Source organism: Agrobacterium sp. B1(2019) (assembly GCF_008274755.1).
Lineage (GTDB): Bacteria > Pseudomonadota > Alphaproteobacteria > Rhizobiales > Rhizobiaceae > Agrobacterium > Agrobacterium salinitolerans.
Genome location: NZ_VTPB01000001.1, coordinates 1886994 through 1901902, shown reverse-complemented (window position 1 = coordinate 1901902; position 14909 = coordinate 1886994). Strand labels below are relative to the sequence as shown.

At 59.0% G+C, this 14909-nt stretch carries 12 protein-coding genes and 2 tRNA genes; 7 read left to right on the top strand and 7 right to left on the bottom strand.

Annotated elements, in window-relative coordinates; all coding sequences use genetic code 11:
* Positions 1-201 precede the first annotated feature (201 nt).
* On the bottom strand, positions 202-1110 hold the full coding sequence (locus AGR1_RS09565) for an MBL fold metallo-hydrolase (RefSeq protein ID WP_149146779.1): 909 nt from the start codon (positions 1108-1110) through the stop codon (positions 202-204).
* 203 nt (positions 1111-1313) lie between these two features.
* Between AGR1_RS09565 and AGR1_RS09560 the strand changes: the two genes are divergently transcribed.
* Positions 1314-1388: transfer RNA gene (locus AGR1_RS09560), tRNA-Gln, on the top strand.
* A gap of 68 nt (positions 1389-1456) precedes the next feature.
* On the opposite strand, the gene AGR1_RS09555 is transcribed toward AGR1_RS09560, so the two are convergent.
* The 3 genes from AGR1_RS09555 to AGR1_RS09540 all read right to left on the bottom strand — a co-directional run bounded on the left by AGR1_RS09555 (position 1457) and on the right by AGR1_RS09540 (position 4731).
* Positions 1457-2041 carry a hypothetical protein gene (locus tag AGR1_RS09555; RefSeq protein WP_149146778.1) on the bottom strand — a complete coding sequence of 195 codons (585 nt, stop codon included), beginning with the start codon at positions 2039-2041 and terminating at the stop codon, positions 1457-1459.
* 164 nt (positions 2042-2205) lie between these two features.
* Positions 2206-3921, bottom strand: a complete 1716-nt coding sequence (gene mqo / locus AGR1_RS09550) for a malate dehydrogenase (quinone) (RefSeq protein ID WP_187772102.1) — start codon at positions 3919-3921, stop codon at positions 2206-2208.
* Positions 3922-4308: 387 nt separating this feature from the next.
* Entirely contained in the window at positions 4309-4731 is a 423-nt protein-coding gene (locus AGR1_RS09540) for a hypothetical protein (RefSeq protein ID WP_149146776.1), read from the bottom strand.
* A gap of 264 nt (positions 4732-4995) precedes the next feature.
* On the opposite strand from AGR1_RS09540, the gene AGR1_RS09535 reads away from it, so the two are divergent.
* Positions 4996-5072: transfer RNA gene (locus AGR1_RS09535), tRNA-Pro, on the top strand.
* Between the two features lie 770 nt (positions 5073-5842).
* On the opposite strand, the gene cysN is transcribed toward AGR1_RS09535, so the two are convergent.
* From cysN to AGR1_RS09515, 3 genes are read right to left on the bottom strand one after another with little or no spacing between them, the layout of a single operon-like run.
* Positions 5843-7327, bottom strand: a complete 1485-nt coding sequence (gene cysN, locus AGR1_RS09525) for a sulfate adenylyltransferase subunit CysN (protein WP_149146775.1) — start codon at positions 7325-7327, stop codon at positions 5843-5845.
* Positions 7327-8280, bottom strand: a complete 954-nt coding sequence (gene cysD / locus AGR1_RS09520) for a sulfate adenylyltransferase subunit CysD (protein ID WP_149146774.1) — start codon at positions 8278-8280, stop codon at positions 7327-7329. Before cysD ends, cysN begins: the two co-directional genes overlap by 1 nt.
* Before the next feature lie 28 nt (positions 8281-8308).
* Positions 8309-9091, bottom strand: coding sequence for a phosphoadenylyl-sulfate reductase (locus AGR1_RS09515; protein WP_187772101.1), 783 nt, complete (start codon positions 9089-9091; stop codon positions 8309-8311).
* Positions 9092-9295: 204 nt separating this feature from the next.
* Here AGR1_RS09515 and AGR1_RS09510 point away from each other — a divergent pair, with 204 nt between their 5' ends.
* The 5 genes from AGR1_RS09510 (at position 9296) to AGR1_RS09490 (ending at position 14171) form a co-directional block, all read left to right on the top strand.
* A complete protein-coding gene (locus AGR1_RS09510) occupies positions 9296-9736 on the top strand; it encodes an Rrf2 family transcriptional regulator (RefSeq protein WP_080791190.1) in 441 nt (146 codons plus the stop codon).
* A 441-nt stretch (positions 9737-10177) separates the two neighbouring features.
* Positions 10178-11203: a sulfate ABC transporter substrate-binding protein gene (locus AGR1_RS09505; RefSeq protein WP_149146772.1), complete on the top strand. Its 1026-nt coding sequence runs from the start codon at positions 10178-10180 to the stop codon at positions 11201-11203.
* Between the two features lie 193 nt (positions 11204-11396).
* Positions 11397-12254, top strand: coding sequence for a sulfate ABC transporter permease subunit CysT (gene cysT / locus AGR1_RS09500; RefSeq protein ID WP_080791188.1), 858 nt, complete (start codon positions 11397-11399; stop codon positions 12252-12254).
* Positions 12247-13119: a sulfate ABC transporter permease subunit CysW gene (cysW, locus tag AGR1_RS09495; protein ID WP_080791187.1), complete on the top strand. Its 873-nt coding sequence runs from the start codon at positions 12247-12249 to the stop codon at positions 13117-13119. Before cysT ends, cysW begins: the two co-directional genes overlap by 8 nt.
* An 11-nt stretch (positions 13120-13130) precedes the next feature.
* Positions 13131-14171 carry a sulfate/molybdate ABC transporter ATP-binding protein gene (locus tag AGR1_RS09490; protein WP_149146771.1) on the top strand — a complete coding sequence of 347 codons (1041 nt, stop codon included), beginning with the start codon at positions 13131-13133 and terminating at the stop codon, positions 14169-14171.
* The last annotated feature ends 738 nt before the right edge of the window (positions 14172-14909 follow it).

The window sequence follows — 14909 nt, the reverse complement described above, 5'->3', positions numbered from 1 at the left end:
GGTTTCTTCTCCCCGCCGGGGAGAAGGTGGCCCGAAGGGTCGGATGAGGGGGCAACGCCAGCGATTGACTGCACCCTTGCCCCCTCATCCCGCTGCCGCGGACTTCTCCCCGGCGGGGAGAAGAAACAAGCGGTTACCGCTCGATCCAATCGACGAGGCCTAAAGAGCACGCCTCGAAATCTCTAGCACCACGACTACCCGTCACGCCGGAAAATATTCACCCGTCAGCGAAGGCGCACCATCCGTCTGCACCTCGCCCTTTTCGATCAGGTCCTCTATATGCGCCAGTATGGAAAGTGCGGCCGCCCCATGCAGACGCTTGTCGGTGCTGGCATAGATCACCTTCACCATATCGGCGATCAGCCGGTCGCCGTCCCGAATACGCTTCAGAACTGCCTTTTCCCGCATGCGGCGGTGGGCGCGCAAGCCCCGCATGAATGCGGTGGGATCGGTGACCGGGCCGCCATGGCCAGGCAGGAACAACCGGTCGTCACGCTCCAGAAGCCGCTCCAGTGAAGCCATGTAGTCGCTCATCGCCCCATCCGGAGGTGCTACGATGGTGGTGGCCCAGGCCATGACGTGATCGGCCGAAAAGACGATGCCGCTGCCCTCGAGCGCAAAGGCGGCGTGGTTGGCGGTGTGCCCCGGCGTGTGCAGCGCCGTCAATGTCCAGCCGTCGCCGGAAAGGCTCTGCCCGTCACCCAGCGCAATGTCAGGCGCGAAAGCCGTATCGGAACTTTCGGCAAAGGGATTTGTCTCGCCCACATGCAGCGGCCGGGCGGCGCGGTGCGGGCCTTCCGCCACCGTCAGTGCCCCGGTCGCCTGCGCCAGCCTGCGGGCAAGCGGTGAATGATCGCGATGGGTGTGGCTGACGAAGATGTGCGTCACCTCGCGGCCTTCGAGCGCCGCCATCAGCGCCCGAAAATGCGCCTCATCCTCCGGGCCGGGATCGATGACGGCGACGGAACGGTCGCCGACGATATAGGAATTGGTGCCATGAAAGGTGAAGGCGGAGGGATTGTTGACGGTGAGGCGCTGGATCAGCGGGGCGACGGGAACCGCCTCGCCATAGGCCGGCTTGAAATCGAGATCGAATGCCGGGTCCGCCATCGAGACCTCCTGAATGAATGCCATGCCGCCCGTGCCGACGGTGCCCGCCACACAATTGCCAAGCCCTATCATGCCGTCTGCGGCGCGACATCCAAAAAGCTTGAATTTTGTGAAAAAATTGGTCGCCGGGTCATTGCCGCGCCGGGCAGGCTTTGCTAATCAGGCGCGGTTCAGGCAGCGGCGTTTCGCTCTCGCTGCCCTGTTGGGGCGTCGCCAAGCGGTAAGGCACCGGTTTTTGGTACCGGCATTCCCAGGTTCGAATCCTGGCGCCCCAGCCATTTTTGTGTTTCCTAAAATGACACGTAGTTTAAGGAAATAATTTATTTGTTTGGCTATTCTGCTCGCGTCACAGACTAAGATAAAGTTTGTGCATCATAGCTAAGCCGCCACCTATGGCTGCAATGAAGCTCACGCTAAAAACGATTCCATGGATTGGGGCATATATCGCGATGGTTCGAGCCTCATCCTGTTTCAGCTTTGAACTGATTTCTTCAAAATGTTCTACAGAAGTACCGCTTTGAAATAAGTAAGCGATAGCATTTAATGTTTTGAAACGAAGCAAGACGTTAAACATTTCCCAAATGACAAAAAGACCTACAGATAACATCCCCGCCAGTCCGACAAATGCGGTCATTTCCTTTTCAAGTATGTCCTTCGTAAATCCCCATGTGGTGAAATATCCGGCGTAACCAATAACCGAAACTATGTTCACATAACGTGCTGACTCTTCGTTCAAAGACTTAATTTGCGATGCAAGCTCTGTTTTATATTCGAGCGTTTGTTCGTTTATTTTTTTAGATTTTTCACGATAATCTTGAGCGATCCGCCTATATTCGTCGGCAGACGTGTGGCTTTCGAGGCGCTGCCATAGCTTTTGTATCTCGTCATCAAGTTCAATCAAATATCGCGCGGTCTCGGGGTCGAGTGTCATATAATATTCTCGTGATTGATCCTTGGAGAACAATATTTAGAAAGCCAGTGCTTGCAATCCCGCGTTCTACTGAATCTTAGGCGAATATGCGGTACTAAAATCACAATAGAAAACGCCGCGCATCCAGAGACACGCGGCGTGCAATCCTAAATCGCAGCCAAGCCTTAAAGCGCGATATCCGGCACCTTCTTCACCGGCGCACCCGCAGGCGCCGCACCGGCGCCCTTCAGCGCCTCAAGGTCGATCTGCGGCGGGGTCGGCAGTTGCAGGTGTTCGGCCGTATAAGCCCATTCCTGCTGCACTTTTTCCGGGTCGTCATTGAGCTTGGTGCCGTAGCTCGGCACGATCTGGCGCAGCTTTGCCTGCCATTCCGGCGTCGCCACCTTGTCCTTGAACACCTTTTCCAGAACGCTGAGCATGATCGGTGCGGCGGTGGAGGCGCCCGGAGACGCGCCGAGCAGGCCGGCGATGCTGCCGTCCTTGGCGGAAACCACTTCGGTGCCGAGCCGCAGTACGCCGCCCTTTTCTTCGTCGCGCTTGATGATCTGCACGCGCTGGCCTGCCTGCCAGAGACGCCATTCACCCTGCTTGGCATTCGGGAAATATTCCTTCAGCGCAGCAAAACGGTCGTCATCCGACATCATCAGCTGGCCGGCGAGATATTCCACCAGCGGATATTCATCGATACCCACCCGCACCATCGGCCAGGCGTTGCTAGTCGTGACGGAGGAGACGAGATCGAAATAGGAGCCTTCCTTCAGGAACTTGGTGGAGAAGGTGGCGAATGGTCCGAACAGGATGACACGCTTGCCGCCGAGCATGCGGGTATCCAGATGCGGAACCGACATGGGCGGCGAGCCGACCGAGGCCTTGCCATAGGCCTTGGCCAGATGCTGCATCGTCACATCGGGGTTCTCGTTGATGAGGAACGAGCCGCCCACCGGGAAACCGGCATAATCATCGGCTTCGGGAATGCCGGACATCTGCAACAGATGCAACGCGCCGCCGCCAGCGCCGATGAACACGAATTTCGCATCCACCACCTGTTCGGCATCGGTCTTGGTGTTGGTATAGGTCACGCGCCAGCTGCCATCGGCATTGCGCTGGATGTCGGAAACCTCGCTATTGACCTGCAGGTCGAAATTCTGGTCACCCTGCAGATGCGAGACGAATTGCCGGGTGATTTCGCCGAATTCCATGTCGGTGCCGAGCGGCGACCAGGTCGCGCCGATCTTCTGGGAAGGATCGCGGCCTTCCATCATCAGCGGCACCCACTTCTTGATCTGCTCGGGATCGGTGGAGAATTCCATGCCGGCGAAAAGCGGGCTGGCCCTCAGCGCCTGATAACGCTTTTCCAGATAAGCGACGTTCTCATCACCCCAGACGAAGCTCATATGCGGCGTGTGGTTGATGAAGGAGCGCGGGTTCTTCAAAACGCCGTTCTTCACCTGCCATGCCCAGAACTGCCGGGAAATCTGGAAGGATTCGTTGATGTTGATGGCTTGGGCGATCTTGATGTTGCCGTTGGCGTCTTCCGGGGTGTAGTTCAGTTCGGCAAGCGCGGAATGGCCGGTGCCGGCATTGTTCCAGCCGTTGGAGCTTTCAAGCGCCACGCCATCCAGCCGCTCCAGCATCTGCATCGACCAGGTGGGCTCCAGTTCGCGCAGCCACACACCGAGCGTCGCGCTCATGATGCCGCCGCCGATGAGAAGCACGTCGACCTTCTTGGCGGCCGTATTGGCGAGAAGCGGGGAAGAGGGCAGCGCCGCTGCGGCAATTCCGGCGAGCGCACCGCCCAGAACCTGTCGGCGGTTCATCGGAAATGCATGGGAGAGATCAGTGAGCTGGGATTTGTCTTGTTCGATGGGAGTCACGGCCATACCTGATTCTTGTTTTGTGTTAAAAACACTCCTCCCGCTCGCCCCGTTATAGCAAAGCGCAAACTGGCACAACCCGGACTTCTTCACTCCGGTTCAAGCAGTTTTGCGGGGATTTTGCAGGGAAATATGGTCGCAACGGCCAATTTTGCAGTCTTGCCGATCGTCATTTTTGTGACAGCGAAGATTTGCCGGCGCTTTCAAACGGTTGAAAGGGTTCTGAAAGCGGGGTGTCGCGGAAAGGCGGACATGACGCTGTTTCCGGCGCATTGCGGGTCGCAGGGTGCGGCCACAGGTAAAAATTTTGCAGGAAAGTGGCAATAATCCCGAAAAAATGAAAAAGCCCGCCGGTTCGGGCGGGCCTTGCTGCGTTTGGTCTGTGGCCGAAGATCAGTCTGCGGCGAGGAATTCCGCGCAATAGCTCGGGCCGTTGACGCCGGGGCGGTCGGAGACCGTGCGCACGGCGGTGATCCTATAGTCGCTGGAAACGACGAGCTGCACCGTGCAGGAGAGCGAGGCGGTGCGGGCGGGCGAGATCTGGCGACCCTTCTTGCCGTCCTTGCCATCTTCGAACCTGGCCGGAATGGTGGCCTTTCTGTAGCCGCCGCGCCAGTTATACACGGTGGAGCTGCCGGTTTCCGTATCGCTCTGCGGCGGGCCGAATTTTGCGAAGAAAACGCCTGCGGACTGGCCGACCCAGCGGGTCTCAACGGGGCTCTTCTGGGTGAAGGAGGGAGTGGAGCCGCCCGTGGAGGTGGTGCAGGCCGAGAGCGCAATGGCAAACGCTGCAAGCGTTACGCTGCGAGATAGCATGGTGAAATGTCCTTTGTGCCGTGTCCGGCTTCCCGCCGGTCATTCCGTTCCCCTAGCAGATTTGGCGGCGGCGGGCAGGGGAGGTGTGAGGTTCGATGAAAATTTCCTGCCACAATTGCTTTTTTGTAACGTTTTGAGGCCTTCCAGCCGGCGGCGCAGGCGCTTGGCAGGGTTGCTTCAACGGATGGGAAAAACTTGTCACAAAAAATGCAATAAGCCGCTTGTCGAATGCCGGAGGCTGGTCTATAGAAGCGCCGCTGGTCACGGAGTGTAGCGCAGTCTGGTAGCGCACCACGTTCGGGACGTGGGGGTCGGAGGTTCGAATCCTCTCACTCCGACCAGCTTGAAGCCGAATAGTTACAGCGGCTTGCAATTCATCCCGAAACTTCCAAGATCAAAATCTCGCATCGAAACCGGACTGTGAAAAGCCGCGCCGGCTGGACTGCATTCACCGCTTACTTCTCGAAATCCGGGCGCAGGTGCGAATAAGCGCCTTCAAAAAATGGGATGGCCCGCTTCGGCGGGCTTTTGGGGTCGCCACGCGGCATACCAGCAAAAGAGGCCCGTCGCTCCGCCAAGCGCCAGGCCTCAATGTCGCGGCCTGTTTCAGGGGACGCGCGACAGGAACTGTCTTAGAAGCCTCAATTCTTCGTAACAATCCAAGAAGTTATCCATCACCGTCATAGGCCCTGAATTTCAGGGGCATCGTCACGATCAACTTATCGCGATCAAAAAAGAGGCCCGCTGCTTTTTCAAACAACGAGCCTCTGTTGGGCCGCTTGGCGGAGCGACCGCACGCAAATTCGCCTTTCGTGCATGAACGTCGGATGAACAAACAGCTTTTTCTGCCGCCGAGAAACAACCCGTAAAAATCAGGAGAGCGGCATGGATCGGAAAGCCGCCTCAGTCGTTATTCAACCAGACAACAATGGAGGATAGCATGCTGAAGGGTATCGCATTGTGGGCTATGGGCGTTCCGATCTTCGTGATCATTCTGCTTTATATGTTCGTGTTTTAAGCCAATCCGCCGTCTCTGACACGGAAAAGGCCCTGAAACGAAAAAGGCGACCGCTCTGACGGTCGCCTTTTGTTTGTCTGAGCGGGGGGCGTGTCAGCCCAGATCGCCAATCAGCCGCGCGGCCGTTGCGCCGTCGGTGCGGCGGATGTCGATCTCGTCGCGGTGCTTGGCGAGGAGCTCGCTGGCCAGCAGTTTTTCCGCAAGATCGGCGGGCAGTGAGAGAATGACCCGGTCGCCCTGTTCTTCCGACGCACCGACGCTGCGTTTGCCGGCGATCATGCCGCCCGCAACCGTGTTGTTGGTGTCGGGATCGATCAGGATGAAGGAACCGGTCGAACGGTTCTGTTCATAGGGATCGAAGATCGCCGTCTCATCGAAGGAAAGCCGCACCTTGCCGATGGCGTTCATCGGCAGTGCGGTTTCATGCGCCTGCCATTCACCTTCCTTCAGGTTCAGCTGGCTGACCGGCTGGACGCTGACGCGCTGGCGGCGGCTGCCGCTTTTGAGCCAATAGCGTTTGCCCGCTTCTATGCCGCCCGGCTGCAACGCGACGATCTGCGCGTCGAAGGCAAGTCCCGTCTGCGGCTGCGCCTCTATGGAGACGATCATGTCGCCACGCGACACATCCACCTGACGGTCGAGGACGAGCGTGACCGCATCGCCCGCCACGGCGGCATTGCGCACGAGATCGAAAGTCACGATCTGCTTGACGTTCGCGACCATGCCTGAAGGCAGGATGACGACGCTGTCGCCCGGCTTCACCGAACCGCCGGCAACCGTACCCTGATAACCACGGAAGCTTTCACCGGGGCGTGAGACCCGCTGCACCGGCAGGCGGAAGCCGCCGGACTGCGCGGAGCGAACGGTGGCCAACTCCAGCGTTTCCACCAGCGTTGGGCCTTCATACCAGGGCATGGCGGCCTTGCCTGACAGAACGACGTTTTCACCCTTCAGCGCCGACATCGGAATGGCGGTGATCTGCTTGATACCGAGATCGGAGGCGAACTCGCGGAACTCGTGGGCGATCAGTTCGAAACCGGCCTTGTCGTAATGCGTCAGGTCGATCTTGTTGACGGCCAGCACGAATTGCCGGATGCCCATCAGCGCCGCGATGGTGGCGTGGCGGCGGGTCTGTTCGAGAATGCCGGTGCGCGCATCGACGAGCAGCACGGCAAGATCGGCCGTGGAAGCGCCGGTCGCCATGTTACGGGTATATTGCTCGTGGCCGGGCGTGTCGGCGACGATGAAGGCGCGCCGGTCGGTGGCGAAATAACGATAGGCGACATCGATGGTGATGCCCTGTTCGCGCTCCGCCTGAAGACCGTCGAGCAGCAGCGCGAAATCGGGCAGGCCAAGATCGTTCTGCTTGCCGCTGTCGCGGTGTAGCGTTGCGGCCTGATCTTCCTTGACGGCCTTGGTGTCCCAGAGAAGACGGCCGATCAGGGTCGACTTGCCGTCATCCACGCTGCCGCAGGTGATGAGGCGCAGCGGACGCGTGTCGCGCGCCGCCTTCGAATGCTCGGAAAAGGGCAGGATGGTGGCGGAAGAGGCGGGGGTGTTGGCAGCGGCAGCGCTCATCAGAAATACCCCTCGCGCTTCTTTTTCTCCATGGAGCCGGACTGGTCGCGGTCAATCGCGCGGCCCTGCCGTTCGGAAACGGTAGCGATTTCGAGTTCCGCGATCACTTCCTGAAGCGTCGCCGCCTCGGAACGGATCGCGCCGGTCAGCGGGAAGCAGCCGAGCGTGCGGAAACGGATCGAGCCATGCTTGATCTCTTCGCCGGGCAGCAGTTCCAGCCGCTCGTCTTCGGCAAGGATCATCATGCCGTCGCGTTCGACATAGGGACGCTCGGCGGCGTAATAGAGCGGCACCAGCGGAATGTTTTCCGCCTCGATGTAACGCCAGATATCCACTTCGGTCCAGTTGGAGAGCGGGAAGGCGCGCACGCTTTCGCCCTTGCGGACCATGCCGTTATAGATGTTCCACAGTTCCGGGCGCTGGTTGCGCGGGTCCCATTTATGGTCTGGTGTGCGGAAGGAATAGATGCGCTCCTTGGCGCGGCTTGCCTCCTCATCACGGCGCGCGCCGCCGAAGGCCGCATCGAACTGGCCGGCGTCCAGCGCCTGGCGCAGCGCTTCCGTCTTCATGATGTCGGTGTAAAGCGCCGAACCGTGGGTAAAGGGCGTTACGTTTTCGCTCGCACCACGCGGGTTGGTGTAGGAGATCAGGTCGAGATCGTATTCCTTGACGATCTTGTCGCGGAATTCGATCATTTCCTTGAACTTCCAGCCTGTATTGACGTGCAACAGCGGGAAGGGAACGCGGCCGGGGAAGAAAGCCTTCCGCGCCAGATGCAGCAGCACGGACGAATCCTTGCCGATGGAATAGAGCATCACGGGATTGTCGAATTCGGCGGCGACTTCGCGGAAGATGTGAATGGCTTCGTTTTCAAGCGCCTTCAGATGCGGATCGAGCGGCGGCTTGGCTGCGACAGTATTCTTGCTGTCCGTCTCGTGGACTGCGTTGGACATGTTGAACTCCGGGAGATGAACTGAATGATTATCGTTGCGGGATGGTGGAAACGGTGGGGCTCTGTTCCGCACCGGCGACGTGAAGACCGCATTCGCGCTTCTCGTCGTTTTCCCACCACCATCGTCCGGCGCGCTCAGGCTCGCCGGGCTTGATGGCGCGCGTACACGGCTCGCAGCCGATGGAGGGGTAACCGCGCTGATGCAACGGGTTGACGGGAATGTTCTCCTGCGCGACATGCGCCCGGATGAGGTCGATATCCCAGTCAGCCAGCGGATTGATCTTGATGAGATTACGATCCGAGTCGAATTCGGCAAACGGCGTCGTGGCTCGATTGCCCGACTGGCCGCGACGGAGGCCGGTGATCCAGAAGGTGGCGCCTTCCAGCGCCTTGCCAAGCGGGATCAGCTTTCTGACATGACAGCAGGCGTGGCGCGCTTCAACGCTTTCGTAAAAACCGTTCAGGCCGTATTTTTCGGCATAGGCGTCGATATCGTCCTGCTCCGGTCGGAAGCGGCGGATTTCAATGCCGAAACGCTCTTCGGTTTCGTCGATGAGATCGACAGTTTCCTTGAACAGCCGGCCGGTTTCGAGCGTCACGACATCGATCGGCAGGCGGTGCGTGCCGATGGCGGCCGTAATGACCTGATCCTCGATGCCGAGGCTGGTGGTGAACACCGCCCGCCCGCCAAGGCCGGCGATAAACGAAAGCCGACCCGAAAGATCGAGCCCGGCAAGCGTGGCGTCGAGAGAAGCGGCATCGGCGGAGGCATTTGCTGAATTGATCGTCATTGTCACGTCCGGGATTTCCATGGCCGATTATTGTTGAAATCCGGCTATGCGAACAGAAATGACAGTCTTTGTGCGCTGCACTTCAGAGCAAAAATGCCTCACGCGCACGATCTATGAGCAAAAGATGCCCGTTCACCTTCTTTGCAGCTTGGATTTGAATTGTGACAACTTCTGCGCTAAGCGGGAATTGCCGGGTATCCGGGCTTGTGGTCTACTGGTTTTACGATGATTTCGCAGAAGGCAAAATACGCGCTGAGGGCGCTCCTTTCGCTGGCCAAGGCCGACGGGGCCTGTCCTGTGCAGATTTCCGACATTGCGAGAGAACAGGCCATCCCGAAAAAGTTTCTGGAACAGATCCTTCTCGAAATGAAGAAGGAACGCCTCGTTGAAAGCAGGCGCGGCAAGCAGGGTGGTTATCTTCTGTCCCGTCCGGCGGACGATATCACCTTCGGCGAGGTGCTGCGCCTCATCGACGGGCCGCTTGCGCCCTTGCCCTGCCTGTCGCAGACCGCCTATCGCCGCTGCGAGGATTGCGACGGCGAGAAGCAGTGCGAGATCCGCCACGTCTTTGCCCGCGTGGCCGATGCGACGCGCAACATTCTTTTCAATACCACTATTGCGGATGCGGTGGCGGGGGTGGACGTGCCCGAGCTTTTGACGGCCTAGCACCACACCATCCACGACCTCCACCCAGAAATTCCACCATCATCCTCGGGTCAAGCCCGAGGATGACCGGGGGAGAGGGCATACCTGCCTGTCGGCACATGGTCGTGCAACTTGTGACACGAGTTTCGCAGTGGTGAATGCTCAAACAACGAAACAGCGGCAAAGCCCTTAGCTGTCGCCCTCCTGCATCCCCCTAACGAAAAAATCGTCTAAAACCCCATAATATTTTCGCGCCAGCGCAAAAAAATCATCTAGAATGTGAAACGCTTTTGCATTCAGCAAAGTTTTACACGACGCTTCTTGCGCCTTTCGCTGACGCTACGCTGTTTTTGTTGCCCGGAAAAACGCTCTCGGGAAACAGTTTTTCGATCGTATTCGGCCTCATTGACCAACTCTACCCAACCGGTAGAGTTAAGCCGTCGCAATCAGGAGGGAATACCGATGTCCAAGCTTTTGTCCGGTTTGAGCGTTGTGGCGCTTGGCCTCTCACTGGCGTTTGGCGGCGCTGGCCCGGCCGCTGCGCAGACCAAGCTGCTCAACGTGTCCTACGACCCGACCCGTGAACTCTACAAGGATTTCAACGAAGCCTTCGCCAAGAAGTGGAAGGCCGATACCGGCGAGGATATCACCATCCAGCAATCACATGGCGGCTCCGGCAAGCAGGCCCGTTCGGTCATCGACGGTCTGGAAGCCGACGTCGTGACGCTGGCGCTGCAGAGCGACATCGACGCCATCGTCCAGAATTCCGGCAAGATCAACAAGGACTGGCGCACCCGTCTGCCGCATAATTCCTCACCTTACACCTCCACCATCGTCTTCCTGGTGCGCAAGGGTAACCCCAAGGGCATCCATAACTGGGGCGATCTGGTGAAGGGCGACGTGCAGATCGTGACGCCGAACCCAAAGACCTCGGGCGGCGCGCGCTGGAACTATCTTGCAGCCTGGGCTTGGGCGAACGAAGAGTTCAAGGGTGACAAGGACAAGATCAAGGCCTATGTCGGCGAGCTTTACAAGCGCGCCCCGGTTCTTGATACCGGTGCCCGTGGTTCCACGGTGACCTTCGCACAGCGCCAGATCGGCGATGTGCTGCTCGCCTGGGAAAACGAAGCCTATCTCGCCGGTCAGGAATTCGGCTCTGACGCCTTCGATATCGTCGTGCCGCCGATCTCGATCCTTGCGGAACCGCCGGTCGCCGTGGTTGACGCCAATGTCGATGCCAAGGGCACGCGCAAGGTGGCGGAAGCCTATCTGCAATATCTCTATTCCGACGAGGGCCAGAATATTGCGGCGAAACACTTCTACCGCCCGTCCAATCCCGCTGCGGTTTCCAAGGATCTCCTCAAGCAGCTGCCCGAGATCAAGCTCGTTACCATTGACGACCCGCAGTTTGGCGGTTGGGCGAAGGCGCAGCCTGAACATTTCGGTGACGGCGGCATCTTCGACCAGATTTACAAGCCCGCCAAGTAAGCGGATGATGAGGTGACACGTCGTCATCCGTCCGCGGGGACAAGGCGATGAAAGCCTGATCGACCGGACGCCGTGCCGGTCGATACTTTGTAATGCACGCCGGGAATACCGGCTCCCAGAGGGCATCTTCAGGACAGCGGACCCCGGTTCCTGTCCTGAAAATAAAATAGAACAAAGTTTATCCGGAGCCTTGATGAGCAACAATACATCCGGAAACAGGTGGAGATGGCGGCAGTCGAGCGTCATACCGGGCTTCGGCCTGACGTTTGGTTACACCGTGACCTATCTGTTTCTCATCATTCTTATTCCGCTCGGCGGCCTTGTCTGGTCCACGGCGAAACTCGGTTTTTCAGATTTCATTGCAATTGCCACCGATAGCCGCACGCTGAATGCGCTGCGTGTCAGTTTCGGCACGGCATTTCTTGCCGCGCTGGTCAACGCCGTCTTCGGCGTCATCGTCGCCTGGGTGCTGACGCGATATCGCTTCCCCGGCCGCCGCTTCGTGGACGCTATCGTCGATCTGCCCTTTGCCCTGCCGACGGCGGTCGCAGGCATCGCGCTCACCACGCTATATGCTAACAGAGGCTGGGTCGGCGCGCTGTTCGAACCCTTCGGCATCAAGATCGCGTTTACGCCGACCGGCATCGTCATCGCGCTGATCTTCATCGGCCTGCCCTTCGTCGTCCGCACGGTGCAGCCGGTCATGGAAGAAATCGACCGGCAGGTGGAGGAAGTGGCGGCAACGCTTGGCGCCAACCGTTTCCAGACTATCAGCCGCGTTCTTTTGCCGAGCCTCACGCCCGCCATCCTCACGGGTTTCGCGCTCGCCTTTGCGCGCGGTGTCGGTGAATATGGCTCGGTCATCTTCATCGCCGGCAATATTCCCTACGTCTCGGAAATCGCGCCGCTCCTCATCGTCATCCGGCTGGAGGAGTTCAACTATGCGGCCGCGACCGGCATCGCCACCATCATGCTGATCATCTCCTTCGCCATGCTGTTCCTCATCAATCTCATTCAGGCCTGGAGCCGCAGGAGGTACGGTTATGTCTGAGACCGTTTCCCGCACGTCCCCGCGGCCGTTCCGCGATCCCGCCAGCGAAAGCCTTCCCGCCCGGCTGGCGTTGATTGCGATAGCCTTCCTGTTCCTTGCGGCCTTTCTCGTGCTGCCGCTGGTCTCGGTCTTCTTCGAAGCCTTCCGCAAGGGCGCAGACGCCTTCTGGGAGGCGATTGTCGAACCCGACGCACTCTCCGCCATCCGCTTGACGCTGCTCGTCGCCGCAATTTCGGTGCCCCTCAACCTGATCTTCGGGGTCATGGCCGCCTGGGCGATTGCGAAATTCGAGTTCAAGGGCAAGGCGTTCCTGATCACGCTGATCGACTTGCCGTTCTCGATCTCGCCGGTCATCTCCGGTCTGGTCTATGTCATCCTGTTCTCGTCCCATAGCGTGCTCGGGCCATGGCTGAAGAGTTACGGCATAGAAATCCTCTTCGCCGTGCCGGGCATCGTGCTTGCCACCATCTTCGTCACCTTTCCCTTCGTCGCGCGCGAGCTGATCCCGCTGATGCAGGATCAGGGCAATGGCGATGAGGAGGCGGCGATTTCGCTCGGTGCTTCCGGCTGGCAGACCTTCTGGTACGTCACGCTGCCGAATATCAAATGGGGCCTGCTTTACGGCGTGCTGCTCTGCAACGCCCGCGCCATGGGTGAGTTCGGCGCCGTCTCGGTGGTGTCAGGCCATATTCGCGGCGAGACCAACACCATGCCGCTGCATGTCGAGATACTCTATAATGAGTACAATATAGGCGCGGCCTTTGCTGTGGCGACGCTGCTCGCCGGTCTGGCGCTGGTGACACTCGTTCTCAAAACCATTCTCGAACTACGCTTTGGCGCGGGCAACGCAGCCGGCAAGCATTGAAAGGCATCTTCATGGAAGTGAAAGTTTCCGGCATCACCAAGCAGTTCGACCGCTTTCCGGCGCTGAACGACGTGTCGCTCGACATTCGTTCCGGCGAGCTGATCGCGCTGCTCGGTCCTTCCGGTTCCGGCAAGACGACGCTTTTGCGTCTTATCGCCGGTCTCGATCAGCCGACGACCGGCCAGATTTTCTTCGGCGACGAGGATGCCTCGCACCGCACGGTGCAGGAGCGCAATGTCGGTTTCGTGTTCCAGCATTACGCCCTGTTCCGCCACATGACGGTGGCCGACAATATCGCCTTCGGCCTGAAGGTGCGCCCCTCCGCCAGCCGCCCGCCGAAAGCGGAAATCCGCAGGCGCGTCTCCGAGCTTCTCGACATGGTGCATCTCTCCGGCCTTGAGAAGCGTTACCCCTCACAGCTTTCCGGCGGTCAGCGTCAGCGCGTGGCGCTCGCCCGCGCCGTCGCCATCGAGCCGAAGGTTCTGCTTCTCGATGAACCCTTCGGCGCGCTCGACGCCAAGGTGCGCAAGGAACTGCGCCGCTGGCTGCGCGAGTTCCACGACCGCACCGGCCACACCACTGTCTTCGTCACCCACGATCAGGAAGAGGCGCTGGAACTGGCTGACCGCGTCGTCGTCATGAGCCAGGGCAAGATCGAGCAGGTCGGTACGGCGGATGATGTCTATGACACGCCCAATTCCCCCTTCGTCTTCTCCTTCATCGGCGAATCCTCCAACCTGCCGGTCGCGATCCGCGACGGCCATGTGCTGTTCCAGGGAGAAAGCATCGGCATAAACGAGAACGGTTCTGGCGAGGGCGAGCTTTTCTTCCGTCCGGAAGATGTGGTGTTGACGGAGGAGAAGGACGCGCTTTACGGCAAGGTCACCACCTGTCGCCGCCTCGCGGGCGCCCGCATCGCCGAAATCGACATCGCCAATAACGGCCATGAGCCGTATCACCTCGAAATCGAGGTGCCGCTTAACGCCGCCGTGACCGTGGGCGCGGAACTGCGCTTCCGCCCGACACGGTGGAAGGTTTTCGGGAAGAAATAAGGAATACGTGAACGCAAACGCTGGTCGATGATACGGCGCTCTCTAACGCGCGTCGCATTTAATTTGATCTCTCAGTACACCACAGTTGAAATCATAGACAGTGCTGGGTGTCGTTACCCCCCTCTGTCCTGCCGGACATCTCCCCCTCAAGGGGGGAGATCGTTCCATGGCGAGGTCTCGCACCTCTCGACGGTCGAGAATGAAGTGGCGAGAAAGCCTCTTGCCGATCTCCCCCCTTGAGGGGGAGATGTCCGGCAGGACAGAGGGGGGTAACGACACCCAGCACTGTCTATGATTTCAACTGTGGTGAACTGTGATCTGATTCTTGCGACGCGCTTCAGTTCTCCGTCATACCTGCCCCGAGCCGGTATCCAGCCAGACCAAGTCCTTGGGCTGAAAGAAGTTCTTCTCATCGCGGGAGAGCCGCACCGGCACCCCAGGCGCAGATTTCCCCAATCGTCGAAGCAATAAGCAAAAACGGAAAAGGGTCGCCAAAGCGACCCTTCCATGAGTTTGGTCCTGTTTACAGACCCGGGACTGTTTCTCAACGTTCCGAAGGCAGAAGAGGTTTACAACGAGGGCTGCCCCGTCGAAAACACACCCTTTCCATTGCCTGCACCAGAGACCGAAATCTCACTAGACATTGGATCACCTCCTTCCGATACGTTGAACATAACTAGAAGGTAGTACGATTCGTCAGTAATGCAAGAGGGATTACTTCCAGGGGACGCCCGGCAC

What these genes read in the sequence shown, in the direction of transcription:
- AGR1_RS09565 (WP_149146779.1), bottom strand. Translation starts at nt 1,110, where the DNA reads ATGGCGGACCCGGCATTCGATCTCGATTTCAAGCCGGCCTATGGCGAG.
- AGR1_RS09555 (WP_149146778.1), bottom strand. Translation starts at nt 2,041, where the DNA reads ATGACACTCGACCCCGAGACCGCGCGATATTTGATTGAACTTGATGAC.
- mqo (WP_187772102.1), bottom strand. Translation starts at nt 3,921, where the DNA reads ATGGCCGTGACTCCCATCGAACAAGACAAATCCCAGCTCACTGATCTC.
- AGR1_RS09540 (WP_149146776.1), bottom strand. Translation starts at nt 4,731, where the DNA reads ATGCTATCTCGCAGCGTAACGCTTGCAGCGTTTGCCATTGCGCTCTCG.
- cysN (WP_149146775.1), bottom strand. Translation starts at nt 7,327, where the DNA reads ATGAGCGCTGCCGCTGCCAACACCCCCGCCTCTTCCGCCACCATCCTG.
- cysD (WP_149146774.1), bottom strand. Translation starts at nt 8,280, where the DNA reads ATGTCCAACGCAGTCCACGAGACGGACAGCAAGAATACTGTCGCAGCC.
- AGR1_RS09515 (WP_187772101.1), bottom strand. Translation starts at nt 9,091, where the DNA reads ATGGAAATCCCGGACGTGACAATGACGATCAATTCAGCAAATGCCTCC.
- AGR1_RS09510 (WP_080791190.1), top strand. Translation starts at nt 9,296, where the DNA reads ATGATTTCGCAGAAGGCAAAATACGCGCTGAGGGCGCTCCTTTCGCTG.
- AGR1_RS09505 (WP_149146772.1), top strand. Translation starts at nt 10,178, where the DNA reads ATGTCCAAGCTTTTGTCCGGTTTGAGCGTTGTGGCGCTTGGCCTCTCA.
- cysT (WP_080791188.1), top strand. Translation starts at nt 11,397, where the DNA reads ATGAGCAACAATACATCCGGAAACAGGTGGAGATGGCGGCAGTCGAGC.
- cysW (WP_080791187.1), top strand. Translation starts at nt 12,247, where the DNA reads ATGTCTGAGACCGTTTCCCGCACGTCCCCGCGGCCGTTCCGCGATCCC.
- AGR1_RS09490 (WP_149146771.1), top strand. Translation starts at nt 13,131, where the DNA reads ATGGAAGTGAAAGTTTCCGGCATCACCAAGCAGTTCGACCGCTTTCCG.